Raw genomic sequence first — 20,260 nt, 5'->3', positions numbered from 1 at the left:
TGACGAGCGTCAATCAGGAGTTCTGCCAGTGAACTGGATCACCAACTATGTGCGCCCCCGGATCAATTCCATGCTGGGCCGCCGGGAAGTGCCGGAAAACCTCTGGATCAAATGCCCGGAAACGGGCGAGATGGTTTTCCACAAGGATCTCGAAGAAAACAAATGGGTCATCCCCGCCTCCGGCTTCCATATGAAGATGCCTGCAAAGGCGCGTTTGGAAGATCTGTTCGACGGTGGCGTTTATGAAAACCTGCCGCAGCCGAAGGTCGCTCAGGACCCGCTAAAGTTCCGCGATTCCAAAAAGTATAGCGACCGTCTGAAAGACAGCCGCCTAAAGACCGAACAGGAAGACACCATTCTCGCCGGGCTCGGCAAGATGCGGGGCGTCAAGCTTGTCGCTGTTGTGCATGAGTTCAACTTTATTGGCGGTTCGCTTGGTATGGCGGCCGGCGAAGCAATTGTGAAGGCTTGCGAGCGGGCGCTTGCGGAGCGTTGCCCGCTGATCATTTTCCCGGCATCCGGTGGCGCGCGCATGCAGGAAGGCATCCTTTCTCTCATGCAGCTCCCGCGGACGACTGTGGCGGTGAACATGCTGAAGGAAGCTGGTCTGCCCTATATTGTTGTGCTGACCAATCCGACCACTGGCGGCGTCACAGCCTCTTACGCCATGCTAGGCGATGTACACATTGCTGAGCCTGGTGCGGAAATAGGCTTTGCTGGCAAGCGCGTGATTGAACAAACCCTTCGCGAAAAGCTGCCGGAAGGCTTCCAGACAGCTGAATATCTGCTGGAGCACGGCATGGTCGATATGGTGGTCAAGCGCCACGATCTTGCGCCGACGATTGCTTCGCTGCTCAAGATCATGCTGAAGCAGCCTGCCAATTCCGAGCAAGTACTCGCAAAGACGGCCTGATCAAGGTTAAACTACATAGAAGTAATCAGCGATTGCCGAACCGGACAGGCTCGGCAATCTTACTATTTCGAGCCTAGGGATTGCCATGAACGACGTCGCCCTTAGCAAGGCAGAACAGGTCATTAACGAGCTGATGACCCTGCACCCCAAAGGTTTCGATATGACCTTGGGACGGATGCGCCGGCTGCTCGAAGTGCTTGGCAATCCGCAAAACCGCCTGCCACCTATGATTCATGTTGCAGGCACGAACGGTAAAGGCTCCGTCAGTGCCTTTTGCCGCGCCCTGCTGGAAGCAGCGGGCCATGCGGTTCATGTTCACACATCGCCCCATCTGGTGAATTGGCATGAGCGTTACCGCATAGGCCAACGCGGGAAGCCGGGTAGCTTGGTAGAGGATGCGCTGCTCGCCGATGCTTTGCGTCGCGTGGCGGCAGCGAATGCAGGCGAGGCCATCACTGTTTTCGAAATCTTGACTGCCGCGGGCTTCTTGCTCTTTTCCGAACTTCCTGCCGATGTCGTCATCATGGAAGTCGGCATGGGAGGGCGGCTGGATTGCACCAATGTGGTCGATCATCCGGCAGTATCGGTGATCATGCCAATTTCATTCGATCATCAAGCCTATCTTGGAGATCGTGTTGAGTTGATTGCCGCCGAAAAGGCGGGCATCATCAAGAAGGGCTGCCCAGTCGTAATCGGCCATCAGGAGTATGATGCAGCGCGTGAAGTGCTTGTATCTTTTGCCGAACGGCTCGGCTGTCCATTCTCCGTTTATGGCCAAGACTTTTGGGGTCACGAGGAGTTTGGTCGGCTCGTCTATCAGGATGAGTTTGGTCTGGCAGATCTGCCGCTGCCGCGTCTTCCCGGCCGTCACCAATTGGCCAATGCCGCTGCCGCCATTCGGGCCGTCAAGGCTGCGGGTTTCGATGTCACCGAATCCATGATGGACAAGGCAATGGCATCTGTTGAATGGCCGGGCCGCTTGCAGCGCCTGACAGAAGGCGAACTCATCTCGCTCGCGCCAAAAGGTTCAGAGATTTGGGTTGATGGCGGTCATAATCCTGGCGCTGGCGAGGTTATCGCGGAGGCCATGGCTTCCTTCGAAGAGCGCCAAGCTCGCCCGCTCTATCTCATCATCGGTATGCTGAACACAAAGGAGCCGCTTGGTTTCTTCCGCGCATTTACTGACATAGCCGAAAGCGTGTTCACCGTGCCCATCGAAAGCAGCGATGCGGGGTTAGACCCCGTGGCATTGGCTCAATCCGCTTACGATGCTGGTCTGGTGGCGGAACCCATGTCCACCGTTCGCGAGGCCTTGAAGGCCATAGACGACCGTCAGTTACCAGATAGTCCACCGCCGCGCATTTTGGTCGGTGGTTCGCTTTATCTCGCGGGCGCAGTGCTTGCCGATAATGGAACACCGCCGACGTAACGGCGATAAAGAAAGCGGATAAAAATAAACCCGGCTTACTAGGCCGGGTTTTTTGTTCAAAAGTTTTTCGACCAATTAGGCGTTACCGGAAATCCAGCTGGAGAGAGCTGTCTTCGGCGCTGCACCAACCTTGATGTCAGCCACTTCACCGCCCTTGAACATCGCAAGGGTTGGGATGGAGCGCACGCCAAACTTGGCGGCCAGTTCCGGGTTTTCATCGATGTTCAGCTTCGCAATTTTCACCTTGCCGGCCATCTCGGTGGAGATTTCTTCCAGGCTCGGAGCAATCATTTTGCACGGGCCGCACCATTCCGCCCAAAAATCAACAACGACGGGCTCGGCGGAATCCAGAACTTCAGATTGGAAGTTGGAGTTGTCGACTTTCACGGTAGCCATGAGGCTCTCCTTCAGAATTTAGCATTGTTGGAAACAATGTGAGGTGCGCAGATGGGAAATTCAATCCCGCTATCTCACTTTGTCGCCAGTTCGGCAAGCGACCTGTCGAGGTCTGCCGCTGGGATTTCCAGCACTTTTGCCGCCTCGGTATAGACCAGAATACAGCGTATGGATTTTCCGGGATAAAGGGGTGCCAGAACCTCGCGGTAAATGGCAAGCTGTGCCCGGTGGGCAAAGACAATCTCTTCCGCCGTGCGCGGCACAAATCGGTTGGTCTTGTAGTCGAGAATGATCACCGATCCATCCGGCGCAATTGCCAGTCGGTCGATGCGACCCGACACCGCATAATGCCGCTCGTTTAGGGTCAAACGCCCCATGATCGAGACTTCAGCTTGCGCATGGCCGTCAAACAGGGGTTGAAGATCGGGCTTTTCCAGCACGCCGAGAATGGTTTCAACCAGCGCATCCCGTTCTTCTGCCGACCAAAGGCTTGCCGTACGCTCCAGATAACGGTTAGCAGCATTGCGCCACTCCGGGCGTGGAAGGCTCGGCAGTGTTTGAAGCATCCGGTGGCTAAGTTGGCCCTTTTGCAGTGCCAGGTCAGCCCCCTGCTTCTCCCCGAAAAGAGGAGAAACAAATGGTGCATCCCCATCCTCATCCTCAATCATGACGCCAACACCGGAAGGAGCGAGCGGGCGTGGAAGCGGCTTCGGTTCTGGCAGAGGTCTGAAGACTTCAGGCGGAAGGCTGCGCTTCTGCTCGTTCAGCTCTTCCTTGTCCAAACTCTTCGGAAACGACAAAACCATACCGCCCTCTCGCCAGAGATAGCCGGACCATTCCCCTTCCGGGCTCGAGAAAGTTGTTGCCGTGCAGCGCGCTTCATCCGCACTGAGTGCGCGGGTAATCATGGCTTGCCAACTCTCGTCATTTTCCCGCTTGCCGCGATAGCCACAGACGATGAGGCGGTCAGCAGCCCGGGTCATGCCGACATAAAGAAGCCGTCGATATTCTTCTTCTGCCGCCTGCTTCAGGCGCTCGTCATCGGCAGCAGTCAAATCATTGGTCAGGATTTTACCCGGCACCCAGGCTGGAACTTCTTGCTCTCCAATTTTCAGGAAACGGAACTTCGGGACATGGGTAGAGATAAAGGCCTTGGAGCCGCTATCGACCAGAAAGACCACCGGCGCTTCAAGACCCTTTGAGGCATGGACAGTCATGATGCGAACTTCGTTTCGTCCACTATCCTGCTCTCGCTTGATTTCCGGTGCTTCCAGTTCCAGCGCTGAAACAAAGGATTGTAGTCCGGGCAGAGCCTTGTCCTCATGATCAAGAGCAAGGCTCAAGAACTCATCGAGAATATCGCCCGCTTCGCTGCCTAAACGGGATAGGAACAACCGTCGGCCTCCTTGCGCCCCTAAAATGCGGGCAAAAAAATCATGCACCGAAAGCTGGCTGCCAAGCGCACGCAGATATGAGAGCCGGTCCCGTAGCTCAACGAAGGGAGCGTCTCCGGCATCCGCAAGCACGTTAAGACGCCGCCAGACGCTTTGTCTCTCTTTCCGCAGGGCTGCCAGAAGAAAGATCTGCTCTTCCGAAAGGTTGAACAGCGGGCTTTTCAGAGCGGCAGCCAATGACAGATCATCATGCGGTTGCAGAACGAAGCGCGCCAAGGCCATCAGGTCTTGAACCGCAATATGGCTGGTCAGGCGCAAACGATCCGCACCGGCAACCGGTATCTCGCCGCGCCGTTTGAGGGCGCGGGTGAGCGCATTGACGAAGGCATCCCGCTTGCGCACCAGAACGAGAATATCACCGGGCTCGATGAAGCGCTGCTCACCCTTTTCGATGATAGTTTGCTTGCCCACCATCTCGCCAATCACATGCGCAATGCGGCCTGCAAGAATGGCAGATGGCGCACGATCAGGTGTCGAATCGAAAGGAGCCGTCCAGTCATCTTCCAGATCAGCTTGATCGGGAACCACTGTCTCCCAGAGATCTACGGCACCGGCATGGCCAACACGGTTCGAGCGATGGATCACAGGTTCGCCTTCTGCACTAAGGCCGCGGGCGTGGTCTGGCAGGGTGAAGACCTGATCGACAGCGCTCAAGACATCCGCAGTGGAGCGAAAGGAAAGCGGAAGCCGGACCGGATTAAAAATCTGCCCGCTGCGAGACACGCGTCTCTGCGTCCCGGATCGTTCTTCAGCGAAACGCTCAGGCCGAGCGCCTTGGAAAGAATAGATCGATTGCTTCTCATCCCCCACCGCAAAAATAGTGCGTGTTCCGGGGCGAGCGGTTTCGCCTGAGAAGAAATCTTCCGCCAGTGATTGGATGATGCTCCATTGAACGGGGCTCGTATCCTGAGCCTCATCGACCAGAATGTGGTCTATGCCCTGATCCAGCTTGTAATGAACCCATGCCCCGACACCGCCACGGCCCAAAAGCTCTGCGGTGCGGGTAATAAGATCTTCGAAATCCAGCAGGCTCCGTCGACGCTTAAGTTCTTCGTAATCCGCATCCAGTCTCGCTGCCAATGTTAGCGCAGAAAGTGTTGCCCGCAGCATGCGCGCCCTTGTCAGCCTCTCGCGGCAGGCGACGACATGCTCTCGCGCTCGGGCCACTGCTTCTTCGAGACCCGGTGCCGCTGACGCCATTTTCTTTGTAAACAGGGAGGTATCTGCCTTTGGCTTTCCGGCCTGTGTCAGGAAAACTTGCTCCAGGATACGAGCGCGTTCAGCAGAATCCGGTTGCGCAATAGCTTGTTGCAGACTGAAAGCCGCTTCTGCGGATTTTGAGCCGCCTTTGTCGGATTGAGCAAGGTCGATGTAGGTGCTCAGAGTTGGGCCAGCCAAGCCAGGGAGCGGCCAATACCCTCCTAAGATACTCTGCTCATCATCTTGCCCGTCCAAGCCAAATGCATGGCGAAGTTCGCCTTCCACGCCACCATTTTCAAGAGCCCACATAAAGAAGCGACGTAGCGCAGTCCGGTTTGCGATGATGTCCGAAAGGAGGGTCTCTAACCCGCCTTCGTCCCCCAGATCGAGCACATGCGCAAAAGCATCGGCGAGATTGACATCACCCTCAACGGAGGTCGCTGTCAGCAGCGATCGGCGCGCCTCAGCAAGCAGGGCTGAAGCCGATGCATCATCCAGAACCGAAAAATGACCTGCGACATTCGCCTCCAGGGGGAATTGATGGAGCAATGCTTCGCAAAAGGCATGGATCGTCTGGATCTTCAATCCGCCCGGTGTTTCCAAAGCCTTGGCAAACAACCGCCGCGCTTCCGCCAGCTTGATCTTGTCAGGCATGGCACCTTCGATGGATGCGATGCGCTTCGATAGCTCGTCATCGGAAAGAACCGCCCATTCGCCCAATCGTTGGAAGACGCGGTTCGACATTTCTGACGCCGCTGCCTTGGTATAAGTCAGGCAGAGAATTGCCGATGCGCGACAGCCGGAGAGAAGCAGGCGTATGACACGTTGCGTTAGAACATGCGTCTTGCCGGAACCGGCATTAGCGGAAACCCAGGCGGAGCTTGCCGGATCGGATGCGAGAGCCTGCTGCCGCGCGGTCCAATTCAGCCATTGCGCCGGATCGTTGCCGAGCTGGTGAAGATCGTCGCTACTCATCGGCTTCACTCTCCTCGGCATCGGCAGTTGCCCATTCCGCAACCCGAGCCAAGTGGTCATACTCCCCGCCGTAATCCCCCTGTTGGAAGGGGATCAGGCGCGATGCGTATCCCACATCTCCATCGCGCAGGCGGTTAACGAAAGCGGTCAATTGGGTAATCGAATCGGTTGCAAGGTCCATAGCCGATTTGGGTTTTACCTTGGCCGTCTCTTTCGCGCCCTCGTTGTTGACCTTGTCGCACGTGAAACGTTCGCCGGGGCGAAGCCGCACATAAAGCAGATCATCCACGCGGATAGGTTCGAGGCCTTTGAAACCGCCCGCCTGCAAGGCTGCCGCCTCCAGTGCCAGCTGTGGGTCCAGAAGGGCACGCGCTTGCGGTGCCGTGGGGCTAAGGCCAGTTTTGTAGTCAATGATATCGGCGCAGCCATTGCCCTTGATGTCAATTCTGTCGGCAATACCCGTCAGCCTGATGCCTGCTTCCGGCAGTTCAAAGCCGGATGAAAGCTCCGTATAGGTCTCACGAACATCATCGACACGACGGCTCTGCCAGCGCAGAAAGGCCCGCGCCACCTCCACGAAGCGAGGGCGCCAGACCTGCTCGATATGGATTGGCAGCCGGGCTGCCTGGAATTCCTCTGCGATGATGCGTTGCATGGGAGACCAGCCATCCCCAGAACTGGATGCCACTTCGCTGGTATAACGCTCGACGATCCGGTGATAGAGCGTGCCACGCTGAGACGCGCCGGGATCTTCATTGAAAGGATCGACTGGATCGAGTTTCAGGATACGACGCGCATAGATGGAATATGGGTCGCGGCGCAGCCGCGCGACTTCGCTGAACGAGTACTTCTTGGGCTGGAGATCGGCAGGAGGTGTCGGGGCGGGGCGCTTGCCAAGCGGTTGGCGTTCCTTCAACGGCGTATCATCGATCATCTGCGCCCAGCGCCGATAGTCTTCTCCGCGCGCCAGAAGATCCTTCTTCAAGCCGTCTCCGCCCAGGGCGAGTAGCCTCTGTAGCCAGCGTGACGCAACGGTGGGTGCTCCGCCTTGGCGCAGCGAGCGTGTATAGATCAAGTCTCGCGTGCCATTCGCCATGATGAAGTCATGCGCCAGCTGGCCGGTGCGACGTTCCGGTGGCTCTAACCCCATATCGCCCTTCATGCTGCGGGACAGGAAAGGGTTATTGACCGATTGCGCCGGCCAGGAACCTTCGTTCATCGCACCGATGATCAGTGTATCGACCCGCTGCAGGCGGGATTCAAGCGTACCGAAGATAAAGACACGTGGATGGCTCAATGCTCTTGGTTTGACTGCTTCACTGGCCATCAGTGCTGCGATGATATCGATCCACTGCGGTCCATCCGCTTCGATCTGTCCATCCGTGGCAATAATATCGCCCAAGAGGTTAGCGAGCCTCTCTCCGGCTTCACCGGTCCAGAGAGTACTGAGATCGCCCGTCTCGGTGATTGCCACTGCTTCGAGCACGCGCCCGGTTCGCGTTGCCCAATCGGAAAGCGTAAGTCTATCGGTCAACCTTCGCCCATCGGCAAGCGGAGGGCGTACGGCGGCGCTCAAAGGAGAGGCTGCACGTGCCATACGACTGGCAAGCTCGAGAGCCTCATCTGACGCTTCCGGCTTCAAGGAGACCCGCCATTGACGAGGATGACGATCATTGTCCTGCTCGGCAAGGCTTGCTTGAAGTAGCTCAGGCAGATGTGCGATATCGGGCTCGGCAGTACCCCCGCGCAATGCCAAAAGCTCTACTGCATTGCCCGCCGAAAACACTTGCCGTGATGTCAGGCCAAAGCGAGCAAGAGGGTGTTTCAATAGAGAGGTAATCGCTACCGGATCTCCAGGGCGGAGGGTCGCTTCCAGCACAAGTGAAAGCAGCGTCCCCTGCGGGGTTGAAGATAGCGGAGTGCCAGCCGTATCGTCCGCCGTAATACCGAAGCGTGCAAGTTCTGCCGAGACGCGCCGAGCGAGACCCCTGTCTGGCGTGATGAGGGCAGCCTGTGACTCACCATCCGCGCCCGGACGTTCCAAGGCAAGGCGAAGCGCTATCGCGATAGCCGCCGCTTCTTCTCGCTCATTAGCGGCCTCAATCAGGCAGACATCAGCAAAGGCTTTGCGAACCGTCTCGGGCGAGGCTTCCTCCCGCCAGCGGTTCCAGCTATCGGTCGCCTCGGCGGGAGCCAAGGCGCGTGAGAGCAGGAGATCACGGCATGCAAGATCGTCCGGTACATCACCAAGCACAGGCACATCATCGCGGCTAACCGCGAGCTTTCGCAGCAATCTGTGCAGACCGTATTGCGGATGGCTTCGGCTGGCAGGATCGGGGCGACCGGCATGATCGCCTAAACCAAGCAGTGCCCATTGCTCCTCCGGCATCGTTTTATCAAGGCCAGGCAGAACGACGGCGCCATCTGGCAGGTCTGCGATGGACGCAATGAGATTGGCAGCGGCTGGCACCGACCCGGTGGAACCCGCCACGATGACAGGCCCGGAATGATCGCGCAGGCTTATGTGGCGCGCTTCTGCATTGATGACGGCTGCCTGATGCTTCGCGGGAGAGGAACGCTTGAGCTCTTCCAGCCGCGTTGGCCAGAACTGGCTGGCGATCTTGAGGAATTCCGCGGAAAGCTGCCACCACAGGGAATGCTCGGCCGTGTTCAGGTTGTCCAGAGCGGACCAGTCCAGATCTTCGGTCTCCATCGCATCGATGAGTTCAACCAGCGAGCGGGCAAGCCAGATGGCATCGGCGGGACTGGCGGGCGCCACGAGCGGTGAATCGGAGTGAACATCCGTGATGGCCTTAGGCAGGGCATTGCGCCAAGCAAGGATGAGGCGGCCAAGCTCCAGCAACCGCTGAGTGCCGCCGATAGGAATGGCCAGATCCATTTCTTCCGGCGCGACGACATCGAAAAGGCCGCTATCGTCATCCGTTTCACCCAGGGGCCTGATGACAGGCAGGATCGCGGAGCGCCCCCCGAGAAGATCGACGAATTCCGAGCGCAAAACACGCGCTGCACGGCGAGTCGGCACATAGATGGTGACCTTGGCGAGTGAGAGCGGATCTTGCTCATCGTATCTGTAGCTGGGCAACAAGCGCCCGTCGCAAAGAGCCGCAGCCACTGTTCTGAGGAAGGGAATGGCTGGCGGGATCGTCAGGATACGTTTTTCGCGGTGCCGCTCCATGGTCAAATCGCGGTCGGCTGGATGGACAAAAACTCTTCAGCCTCTCTCAGGCCTTCTGGTGTGCCGACTGTGATCCAATGCCCCTTCAACTCGGTGCCGAACAAGGCTCTTTGCTCAATCGCACGGTCGAAGTAGCGGTTTAGATTGAATGGCTCATCCGGCGCATCACCCAAGAAGTTCGAATGCATGGCGAAGGCGCCCGCATAAACCACCGGGTTTGAATCACCTTCTTTATATCGTATCAGCCGGTGATCCTGACCCAGATTAAAATCCTTTTTGCCATCGTGACCGATTGCCTGCTCGATAGGCACACAAAGCATGGCCATGTCCATGCGCTCAGGCTCAAAGAATGAAATCAGGCGGCGCAAATTGGACGGTTGGTCCTTTGGCTCTCCCACCCAGAAGAGATCGGCATTCATAACCAAGACAGGGCCGGAGGACAGAAGCTTCAGCCCCCTCGCCAAGCCACCGCCGCTGTTCATAAGCTGCTGTCTCTCATTGGAAATGAGGATGTTCAAATCCTGCCGCTTGGAGAGATGCGCCTCCATCTGGTCTGCGTGATGGTGGACGTTGATAGCGACATTGCTAACACCGGCTTCCGCCAGCGAATCCAGCACGTAATCGATCATGGGCCGTCCGCCGACGGATACGAGAGGCTTCGGCAGGCTGTCCGTAATCGGTCGCAAGCGCGTGCCAAGCCCTGCGGCCAGCACCATGGCATTTTCGATGATCATGGGATCAGATCCGTGATTCGCTAAGGTCTATACCGGTTTTTGCCATCCAATCGGCCAGAGGCGCAAGCGCGGGATGTTGAAGAACGGTGGAGAGGTAGCGAAGCGTGCGCGGCATGTGTTTCATATAGCCGGGCTTGCCGTCGCGCTCCTTTAGGCGAACCCAGAGACCGGCAAGCTTGCAGTTGCGCTGCGCAGACATGATGGCAAAGGCTTTGCGAAAACCTGCCTCATCAAAAACGCCTTGGGCAAGACGAAGGCTGATATAGTGTTCCAGAAGCTGTTGGCCCAAGGCATCCGGCACTGTGACCCGCGCATCCTGAACAAGTGAAGCAACATCATAGGCCGTCGGCCCAATCATTGCGTCCTGAAAGTCAATCAATCCAATTCTATCGAGACCTTCAGCATGATCACGCCAGATGAGGTTTGGCGAATGCACATCGCGAAGCAAAAGGTGCCGTTCTGACTCGCCAAGCTGCTGGATGAGATTGTCCCAGATCTGCCCGTATTCTTGCAGAAGCTCCTCTGCGACAGGTTCTCCGCCTCTCAGCCACGGAAGATACCAATCAAGAATAAGGCGGGTTTCGATCTTCATCGCAACAGGATCGAAATCCGGGATGACGTGGATGCGTTCCGCGTCCACCTTAATCTCGGTTCGGACGGGCAAGGCGGCATGAAGATGCGCAAGGCATTCAATCGCGACACGATATCGTTCGGAAATCGGTTCGCCTTCTGGAGAGAGGACGCCTTGCGAACCGAGATGCTCAAGAAGAAGAAGGCCGTTATCGTAGTCGGCAGCCAGCACCTCTGGCGCACGAAGGCCAGCGTCTTGGAGGTAGATATCGACACCTACGAAGGGCAGAATATCTTCTGCGATGTGCGCAACCTTGGGGTAGGGCTTACCATTCAGAACCGCAGGCCCTTCAGGGCGACGAGGCCAATCCATGAGCACATATTGCCTGCCGTCATCCTTGAGAACGGTCTCATAGGCGCGTTGAGAAGCATCGCCGGTAAGATAGCGGCGGCGATGCGCGCCATAACCGTGTTGCTGCAAAAACTCGCGGATGAACAGCACACGACGGATGCGGGCAACTGCGAGTTCCGGGCCGAAGATTTCAGCCCTACGGCCGGAATCCTGATGGGTCAGTCGAAGCGTAATGCGGTGGGCGGGCAATTCTGCCTCTGCCATTTCTGGCCACTCAACAAGGCAGATGCCATCATTGAGAGCTTCATCCAGGCCAAGCTCATCCAGCTCCGACCCATCGGCAATGCGATAGAGATCGAAATGCGCAACGGCAATGCGAAGCTCATAGGTTTGAACCAGCGTGAATGTCGGACTTGGCACTTCCAAAGTGTCGTCATCCGCCATGGCTCGTAGAAACGCGCGAGCGAGGGTGGATTTACCAGCGCCCAGATCGCCAGAGAGGGCAAGACAATCACCCACCCGAAGTGCGAGCGCCAGATCTTCTCCAAGGCGGATTGTCTCCGCCTCGTCTGTCAGTGTCAGGACAATCGGTTCAATATTGTTCATTCGGCCGCGACGGAACGGGCGGTTATGGCGCTTGGAATACGGCAGGTAACGATGGTGCCTTGTCCTGGCTTGCTTTCAATCTTCACGTCGCCCTTGTGAAGGTTGACGAAGCTTTCAACAATCGAAAGGCCCAGTCCCGCCCCGGTACGCTTGCCACCCTTGCCGCTGGAGAAGCGGTTGAACACGGTCGGAAGCATTTCTTCTGGAATGCCAGGCCCCTTGTCTGCGACGGAGAAGAAGAAATCGAGCCCGCTACGCCAGCTGCTGAGCGTGATCGTCGAACCTTCCGGTGCGAAATTGGCCGCATTGGTGATCAGCTTGATGAGGATTTGCTTCAGCCGCTGCTGATCCGCCACGATGGCACCCATGCCCCGTGGAGCGACAATTTCCAGCATGACGCTGTTTTCATTCAGCCGATCGGCAATCTGCATCGATACGTCGTCAAGAAGATCATCCAGATCGACCTCAGCATAGTTCAGCTCCATGATGCCGGCATCGACTGTCGCAAGGTCGAGAATGTCGTTGACGATGGTGAGCAGAACTGCGGAGGACGTGGAGATATGATCGACATATTCGGCCTGACGCTCATTCAGTGGACCAATGCCGGTGGTCTTCAACAGGTCGGTGAAGCCGATGATGTTGGTGAGAGGTGAACGCAATTCGTAGGAGACGTGTTGAACGAAATCGTTCTTCAACTCGTCGGCCTTCCGCAAGGCTTCGTTCTTTTCCTTCAAGGCGCGTTCGGCACGGGCGCTATCCGTCATGTTGACGAAGGTCAGCATGGTCTGCGCGTTCGGCAGCGGGATTACCGCATAATCGAGCACGATGCCGGAGTGAAGCTCAAATGTGCCTTGCAGCGATGGGCGCTCATCATCAAAATTGGTGAGCATCTGACCAAAGAGACGCCAGCCATCCGGTTTTTCGTATTCGAGTGCACAGGCTGCTTCAATTGCCTTGATATGCGTGCCGGGCTTGGTTTGATCTTCGGTAATTCCCCAAAGTGCGCGAAAGGCTGGGTTTGACAAGCGAATGCGACCATCCGGGCCAAACACGGCCACACCTTCTGCGAGATGATCGATGGTTTCGCCTTGTACTTTCACCAGCGTATTGTAGCGGGTTTCAAGATCCACCTGCTCGGTCAGGTTCTCAAAGACCCACGTCGCCCCGCCTTGCGGATGGGCTGTCGCAATCACTTGCAAGGTCTGTCCGTTCGGCAGATGCCAACGGTTGGTCTGCGTATCGAGTGCGCGATAAACAGAAAGAACGCTTTCCTTCCAGTTCCGCCAGTTCAACTGCTCCGGCAGTTTATTCTGGCTGCGAAGCTTGTCGAGAAGTTCGTTATGGTCCGGCCTGCTTTCAAGGAAGCCGAGATCCAGATCCCAAAGCCGAACAAAGGCCTGATTGTAGAATTGGAGGCGCTGGTTCCTGTCGAAAATGGCAACGGGTGTCGCCAGATGATCCAGCGTTTCCGCGTGGCTTTTCAGCGTACGATCCAACTCGGCGCGAATGGCTTCAGCCTCGGAGACATCGATTGCCATACCAGCAGAACCGGCGATGCCAACCACATCTACAACGTCAAACATGGTGCGATTACCGCGAACCACCGTGGAGAGCCGATCGTGAAAAGGAGATGTCGGTGTCGCACTGGCACGGATCTGCTCACGTGCGATGGTTCCAAGGAATTCCCGCGCTTCCTGAATGGCTTGCGAAGGACTAGCCGCTTCCACGGCTTCTCCATAGGCATGGTTTACCCAGGCGAGCGACCCGTCAGAGTCCCGGTGCCATACCGGCTGTTCCAAAGCATCGAGGAGATTTTGGAACAGGTCGATGGAGGAGACCAGCCGTTCCCGTTCAATCTTCAGTTCGGCCAGTTCGGCGCGAAGATTGTTGAGGGCGATAAAGCGAACAAATGCCTTGCCGCCCGAAACGCGGCCCTGAACTTCCAGAATTTCATCACGCTGGGTTTCCACAACGAGATCGAATGTGTGGCCAGAGCTGCGCAGAGACTCCACAGCACGTTCGAGCTCCACAGCAGAATGGGCTCGCATCCATTTTCCGAAAGCGAGAAAGTCACGATCCTCAGCGGGAGCGCCCGTTTCTGGTGGCAACTGACCAAGAAATTCCGGGCGAGAGGGACCCGCCTCCCAAACGACGATCCGGCGATTTTTATCGGCGATCAGAGCTTCGTATTTGGAAATCTTCTGGCGAGCATCGGAAAGCGCGCCGCGCATTTCCTGGCTTTCGGCTTCCAGATTGCCCTTCTGGCGCACCAGCCAGATGGTAGATAAAAGCGCGGCGGCGATAGCGCCCACCGCCAGCGATGAGAAGATAACTTCTGATGAGGTGAATAACCGCGCCGTGGGAAGAACGCGCTCCTGCGCCCAAGCTGAACCTGCCAGTCCCGACAATGCTGTTCCCGCAAGGCAAATACGGGCTGTCCGAAACAGCTGCCGCATGCCGGTTAAATCCTTCTTCCGCACCTGACTTGCCATTCCCCGTGTTGTTGATGAAAGCGCTTGAGCGCAAACATCGTCCTCCGCCCGCTTGCGCAAAGCAGAAAAATTGATCGCCATTCCGGTCTGTCTTCCGTCCATGTGCCGCATCTCCGACAAGACATCCCAGTTCGCGCGGGTCGCCAAACCCCACGAATCAAGTGAGTTAACAATATCTGCTTCGCAAATTTCGGCAAAGAGCTGACGGCAAAAAAGAAGCCGCGGAATTGTCAATCCCGCGGCCACTATATCTTGTGGAAAATTTAGGTAGGATTAGTACCTGTAGTGTTCTGCTTTGAACGGACCCTGCGGTGTCACGCCAATATAAGCTGCTTGCTCGTCAGAAAGCGTCGTCAGCTTCACACCAAGCTTGGCGAGATGCAGACGCGCAACCTTCTCATCGAGATGCTTCGGCAGGATGTAAACGCCCGGCTGGTACTCTTCAGCCTTGGTAAAGAGTTCGATCTGGCCGAGCACCTGGTTGGTGAAGGAGGCGGACATTACGAAAGACGGGTGGCCCGTTGCATTGCCGAGGTTCAGCAGGCGGCCCTCTGAAAGAAGGATCATGCGGTTGCCCTTCGGGAACTGGATCATGTCCACCTGAGGCTTGATGTTCGTCCACTTCAGGTTCCGCAACGAGGCAACCTGAATTTCGTTATCGAAGTGACCGATATTGCCGACAATGGCCATATCCTTCATCTCGCGCATATGCTCGATGCGGATGACGTCCTTGTTACCGGTCGTGGTGATGAAGATATCGGCGGAAGAAACGACATCCTCCAGCTGAACCACTTCATAGCCATCCATGGCAGCCTGCAGCGCGCAGATCGGATCGACTTCCGTCACCTTCACACGTGCGCCAGCGCCGGAGAGAGACGCGGCAGAGCCCTTGCCCACATCGCCGTAACCGCACACGACAGCAACCTTGCCAGCCATCATCACGTCAGTTGCGCGACGAATACCGTCAACCAGTGATTCCTTGCAGCCGTACTTGTTGTCGAACTTTGACTTGGTGACCGAGTCATTGACGTTGATGGCCGGGAAGGGAAGCAGGCCCTTCTTGGCCAGATCGTAAAGACGGTGAACACCCGTGGTGGTTTCTTCCGTCACGCCCTGGATGGCATCACGCTGCTTGGTGAACCAGCCTGGCGAAGCCTGAAGACGCTTCTTGATCTGTGCGAACAGAATTTCTTCTTCTTCCGAACCTGGGTTTGAGAGAACGTTCTCTCCCGCTTCAGCGCGTGCGCCCAGCAGGATGTACATGGTCGCATCGCCGCCATCATCGAGGATCATGTTTGAAACACCACCATCGGTCCACTGGAATATCCGGTCAGTATATTCCCAATATTCCGTCAAGCTTTCGCCTTTCACTGCGAAAACCGGAATGCCAGCAGCAGCAATGGCTGCAGCAGCATGGTCCTGCGTGGAGAAGATGTTGCAGGAGGCCCAGCGAATGTCTGCGCCCAGAACCTTGAGGGTTTCAATGAGAACTGCCGTCTGGATCGTCATGTGCAGCGAACCAGAAATGCGCGCACCTTTCAGCGGCTTGGAACCACCAAATTCTTCGCGGCAGGCCATAAGGCCCGGCATTTCGGTCTCAGCGATATCCAGCTCCTTACGGCCGAAATCGGCAAGTCCGATATCCGCGACGATATAGTCTTTCTCGATGCTCATAGTTATCTCCAAGCTCGGGCTCTAAAGCATGAATTACTTCTAGAGCCCTGGTTTCGGTTTCTGCGCCTAATGACAATCCGGCCATAGTGCATACGGCAGGTGGCACTATGGCTTGTCAAAAATTCACAGGCGTCTCTGCTGCGGATGTAGCAGCCTTACCCGAAACTAGCAATAAGGATATAAAGAAGTCTTTATATGATTGTTACATCTCTTCGCCAAAGCGATCTTCTACGAGATGTGCCAAGGCTTCGATAGCTTTTTCGGCATCCGGGCCGCTGGCGCTAACTTCAATCGTGCAGCCCGGACTCGCTGCCAGCATCATGAGCCCCATGATGGATGTTCCGCCTACTGTCATTCCATCCTTGGAAACATGCACTTCTGCCTGGAAGGTTTCCACCATCTGTACGAATTTTGCAGAGGCTCTGGCATGAAGGCCACGCTTGTTGATGATTAGCAATTCCCGGGAGATGGATGACATGGAAGCTTTCACTTGCCGCTGAGAACGCGGCTGGCAACGTTGATATATTTTCGGCCGGCATCCGATGCTTCCACCAGCGCCTTTTGCATGTCGTTTTCGCCGCGCACGCCTGCCAGCTTGATCAGCATCGGCAGGTTGACCCCAGCAATGACCTCTACCTTGCCACTGCTCATTACGGATATGGAAAGGTTGGATGGCGTGCCTCCGAACATATCTGTCAGGATGATCACCCCATGGCCGTCTTCGGCCTTTTCGACGGCATCCACAATGTCCTGCCGCCGTTTATCCATATCGTCTTCGGGTCCGATGCAGACCGTTTCAATGCGTTTCTGAGGGCCGACCACATGTTCGAGCGCCAGTCGAAATTCCTCAGCTAGCTTGCCATGGGTGACAAGCACAAGTCCGATCATTTAAAATCATCCCCCACTATGCATGACGACCGACGTCTGTTTTGCACTGCAACAGGAAGTACGGCGGTGGGAAGCCATCTTCTCCATGTCTCGGCTAAGTGCAAGTCAAAAATCAAGCGAAAGGAGACCTCTAAACGGCTCTTCGCGACAAAATTCTGGCCAAAGTGCTGACAAAACAGCCAAAGGCGTGCGACAACCGGCTGCAATTCGCACGAGTGGCAGTGCACCAAAGGGCGGCAAATCAAGACTTTCATTCTGAGGAGGAAGGCGCTCGGTGCTCTCAATCGAGACGACGCGAACGGCAAGGTGCAGTTCCGACTCTTCGACGCTTGGGACTTTGACGATGCCGCTGCCACGAATTTCGATGAGTCCCGCGATCGAGGCTGGACGTTTGGCAATGATGCAGTTTGAATGGCGCCGAATGAAAACCTGATCGTCTGAGACGAGCGCGGCGAAGGACCCTTGCCGGATTGTTTCTGCCATCAAAGTGAAAGCAAGGCTGGATTTGCCGCTGCCGGAAGGGCCGGTGATCAGAATCCCTCGCTTGCCAAGCACAACGGCTGTTGCATGGAGGTTGACCGGCGCTTGTGTCACGCAGCATCCCCGGCAGGCAGGGACAGAATGAATCTTGCGCCTGTTACTGATTGTCCGTCGCTAAGGTTTTCAGCACGAAGGCTGCCGCCGTGGGCTTCTGCGATCTGGCGACTAATGGAGAGGCCGAGGCCAGAATTCTGGCCAAAGCTCTCACCTTCGGGACGGTCGGTGTAGAAGCGCTCGAAAATGCGGTCGATATCTTCAGCTCGAATACCAGGGCCGTTATCATCCACCTGAATGATGCAGCGGCTACGGCTCTTGAACAGCTTGATCGAAATCCGCCCGCCCTTTTCTGGCACGAAGGAGCGCGCGTTTTCGATGAGGTTGGTGATGATCTGGCCAAGACGCAGATCGTGACCCTGAACCAGATAATTGGATTTCGTCCCCGGCTTATGATCGACAGTCAAATCAATATCGACGGGCTTTCTGCCGGTTCGAATCTGGCGGGATATATCGACAAGATTAGCGACCAGCACCTCCATATTGACGGGGGCTGAATCAGATCGCGCCAGTTCCGCATCAAGGCGGGAGGCGTCCGAAATATCGCTGATCAGACGGTCGAGACGGCGCACATCGTGCAGAATGATATTGGTCAGCCGCTGCTTCGAATCCTCGTTCTTTGCCAGTGGCAGGGTCTCCACCGCGCTTCGAAGGGAGGTGAGAGGATTTTTCAGCTCGTGGCTGACATCCGCCGCAAAGCTCTCGATGGCATCAATCCGATCGTAAAGCGCATTCGTCATGTCGCGCAGCGCGATCGAGAGGTTTCCAATTTCATCCTGGCGTGCGGAGAAATCCGGAATTTCCTCACGCTGCTTTACCCCACGCCGCACACGAATGGCCGCAGCGGAGAGGCGGCGTAGCGGATTGGCAATCGTGGATGAGAGGAGCAGCGATAGAAGGATATTGACGAGTGTTGCAACGCCGAACACGCGCATGATAGCCAGACGTTCGGCGTGAACGATATTGTCAATATCGCCCGCTTGCGTGGAAAGCAGCAAGACGCCCAGCACGGCACGGAAGCGCTGAACCGGCACGGCCACAGAAACGATGAGTTCGCCTTTATCAGTTACGCGAACCACGGCACCGCGTACGCCCGTCAGGGCATTCATCACTTCCGGATAGATCGAGCCATCGCCACCCGGTGCCTCCTTGTAGGCAGGAAGGTTACCAGGCTGAAGCATACGATTGATCTGGCTGGTGAACCATTCAGACCAGGTTTGCGATTCCCCTTCAACCGGCGGCAATTCATAACGCAGCACCTGGCCGCGGGAATAGAGATGGCGTGAGTCCAGCAGAAGGTTGGCGTCGGCATCGAACAGGCGTGCGCGTGTTCGGGTGGGTGAAATCAGACGCCGCAGAACCGGCGCAACACGCTCTGGGTCAATCGGGAAATCGAGATCTTCATCGTTTGGAACAGGCGTGATGCTTTGACCGGCCTGCAACTCCAGCAGTTTCTCCGGGTCGATGGTAATGGAGTTGGTATCCACGGATGCGGAAGCAGAAATGGCACCCGCAATAATCTCGCCCTGGGTCAGCAGGCTCTCCACTCGCGCATCAATCAGGCCTTCACGAAACTGATTGAGGTAGAGAATGCCTGCGACCAAAACCACTGTCGCGGCAATGTTGAAGAACAGGATTCGGCGCGTGAGGCTCGAAAAGACCGCATTGCCGAAAATGCGCCGGATCAGGGTAAAGGGATGCCTCCATAGCCGACGTGTGGGGCGGGGAGCGTCTTGCTCTCCCGCACCTGCATCGTCAGAATGGAGTGCCTGATCGGCCAAGGCCAATTCCTTTCCCGCGGTCCCATACTGAAGGCAACCGAAAGCGCATTGCTTGATTCGCGCTTTATAACCGTCGCTTGCGTTTGACGGCAGAGGGCAGGCAAAAATTTGCCAGCCACTCAATGTTTAGGCAGCTTCCCGGAAGCGGTAGCCGACGCCGTAGAGCGTTTCAATCATATCAAAATCATTGTCGACCATCTTGAACTTCTTGCGAAGCCGCTTGATGTGGCTGTCGATGGTGCGGTCGTCTACATAGACCTGCTCGTCATAGGCGGCATCCATCAGGGCATCGCGGCTCTTCACCACGCCGGGGCGCTGCGCCAGCGAATGCAGGATAAGGAATTCAGTCACGGTCAGCGTAACGGGTTCGCCCTTCCATGTGCAGGTATGCCGCTCCTGATCCATCGCCAACTGGCCGCGCTCAAGCGTACGGGCAGCCAGGTCCGCTGCGGATTTCGGCGCGCCACCGGCTGCAACAGCGCCGTCCTTGGCGCTCGCACGGCGCAGAATGGCTTTGACACGTTCAACGAGAAGGCGCTGCGAGAAGGGCTTGGTGATGAAGTCATCCGCACCCATTTTCAGGCCGAACAACTCGTCGATCTCCTCATCCTTGGAGGTGAGGAAAATAACAGGGAGATCCGACTTCTGTCTGAGACGGCGCAGAAGCTCCATTCCATCCATACGGGGCATCTTGATGTCGAAGATTGCCAGTTGCGGTGGACGGGCAAGAAGTCCGTCCAGAGCAGAGGCTCCATCCGTATAGGTCTCGACGCGGTATCCCTCTGCTTCCAGGGCGATGGAAACCGAAGTGAGGATGTTACGGTCGTCATCTACAAGGGCGATCGTCTGCATTCTATCTGTCTCCGCCATACTGTCACGCTTCTCCTGGATTGTGGCCCAGTCGGGCCGCGCCCGAGTTCAGCGTGTGTTTGAGGATAAAGGTGGAACAAATTGTGGCAAAGATAAAGGGGTAGGCAGAAGAAGGTCAGTCAAAAGGCCTTTCTGG

Annotated in this window: 14 protein-coding genes; 2 read left to right on the top strand and 12 right to left on the bottom strand. The window is 56.5% G+C overall.

What is annotated here, in order from left to right; genetic code table 11:
* Window positions 1–28: 28 nt before the first annotated feature.
* Both accD and AC0JZ1_RS17660 read left to right on the top strand, forming a co-directional pair.
* Complete coding sequence (gene accD, locus AC0JZ1_RS17665) at window positions 29–913, top strand: acetyl-CoA carboxylase, carboxyltransferase subunit beta (protein ID WP_471883756.1); 885 nt, start codon at window positions 29–31, stop codon at window positions 911–913.
* Between the two features lie 85 nt (window positions 914–998).
* The gene (locus tag AC0JZ1_RS17660) at window positions 999–2,342 is read left to right on the top strand and encodes a bifunctional folylpolyglutamate synthase/dihydrofolate synthase (protein ID WP_471883755.1); all 1,344 of its coding nucleotides are present in this window, start codon (window positions 999–1,001) and stop codon (window positions 2,340–2,342) included.
* A 75-nt stretch (window positions 2,343–2,417) separates the two neighbouring features.
* Here the strand turns inward: AC0JZ1_RS17660 and trxA are convergent, their stop codons facing one another.
* The 12 genes from trxA to AC0JZ1_RS17600 form a co-directional block, all read right to left on the bottom strand.
* Window positions 2,418–2,738: a thioredoxin gene (gene trxA / locus AC0JZ1_RS17655; RefSeq protein ID WP_471883754.1), complete on the bottom strand. Its 321-nt coding sequence runs from the start codon at window positions 2,736–2,738 to the stop codon at window positions 2,418–2,420.
* Between the two features lie 74 nt (window positions 2,739–2,812).
* On the bottom strand, window positions 2,813–6,367 hold the full coding sequence (addA, locus tag AC0JZ1_RS17650) for a double-strand break repair helicase AddA (protein WP_471883753.1): 3,555 nt from the start codon (window positions 6,365–6,367) through the stop codon (window positions 2,813–2,815).
* Window positions 6,360–9,563 (bottom strand): double-strand break repair protein AddB, encoded by a 3,204-nt coding sequence (gene addB, locus AC0JZ1_RS17645; RefSeq protein ID WP_471883752.1) that lies wholly within the window; start codon window positions 9,561–9,563, stop codon window positions 6,360–6,362. Before addB ends, addA begins: the two co-directional genes overlap by 8 nt.
* A gap of 2 nt (window positions 9,564–9,565) precedes the next feature.
* Window positions 9,566–10,297: a nucleotidyltransferase family protein gene (locus AC0JZ1_RS17640; protein ID WP_471883751.1), complete on the bottom strand. Its 732-nt coding sequence runs from the start codon at window positions 10,295–10,297 to the stop codon at window positions 9,566–9,568.
* Window positions 10,298–10,301: 4 nt separating this feature from the next.
* Entirely contained in the window at window positions 10,302–11,825 is a 1,524-nt protein-coding gene (tsaE, locus tag AC0JZ1_RS17635; RefSeq protein WP_471883750.1) for a tRNA (adenosine(37)-N6)-threonylcarbamoyltransferase complex ATPase subunit type 1 TsaE, read from the bottom strand.
* Window positions 11,822–14,398 (bottom strand): PAS domain-containing sensor histidine kinase, encoded by a 2,577-nt coding sequence (locus AC0JZ1_RS17630; RefSeq protein ID WP_471883855.1) that lies wholly within the window; start codon window positions 14,396–14,398, stop codon window positions 11,822–11,824. Before AC0JZ1_RS17630 ends, tsaE begins: the two co-directional genes overlap by 4 nt.
* A gap of 192 nt (window positions 14,399–14,590) precedes the next feature.
* Window positions 14,591–15,991, bottom strand: coding sequence for an adenosylhomocysteinase (ahcY, locus tag AC0JZ1_RS17625; protein WP_471883749.1), 1,401 nt, complete (start codon window positions 15,989–15,991; stop codon window positions 14,591–14,593).
* A 202-nt stretch (window positions 15,992–16,193) separates the two neighbouring features.
* Window positions 16,194–16,469: an HPr family phosphocarrier protein gene (locus AC0JZ1_RS17620; RefSeq protein WP_471883748.1), complete on the bottom strand. Its 276-nt coding sequence runs from the start codon at window positions 16,467–16,469 to the stop codon at window positions 16,194–16,196.
* An 8-nt stretch (window positions 16,470–16,477) separates the two neighbouring features.
* A complete protein-coding gene (locus AC0JZ1_RS17615; protein WP_471883747.1) occupies window positions 16,478–16,879 on the bottom strand; it encodes a PTS sugar transporter subunit IIA in 402 nt (133 codons plus the stop codon).
* A gap of 105 nt (window positions 16,880–16,984) precedes the next feature.
* On the bottom strand, window positions 16,985–17,473 hold the full coding sequence (locus AC0JZ1_RS17610; protein ID WP_471883746.1) for an HPr kinase/phosphorylase: 489 nt from the start codon (window positions 17,471–17,473) through the stop codon (window positions 16,985–16,987).
* Window positions 17,470–19,254: a stimulus-sensing domain-containing protein gene (locus AC0JZ1_RS17605; protein ID WP_471883745.1), complete on the bottom strand. Its 1,785-nt coding sequence runs from the start codon at window positions 19,252–19,254 to the stop codon at window positions 17,470–17,472. The genes AC0JZ1_RS17610 and AC0JZ1_RS17605 overlap by 4 nt, the downstream gene beginning before the upstream one ends.
* A gap of 126 nt (window positions 19,255–19,380) precedes the next feature.
* Window positions 19,381–20,106, bottom strand: a complete 726-nt coding sequence (locus AC0JZ1_RS17600; protein ID WP_471883744.1) for a response regulator transcription factor — start codon at window positions 20,104–20,106, stop codon at window positions 19,381–19,383.
* Window positions 20,107–20,260 lie beyond the last annotated feature (154 nt).

It is taken from the genome of Affinirhizobium capsici, from assembly GCF_977018625.1.
This window is presented reverse-complemented; position numbering and strand designations above follow the sequence as displayed.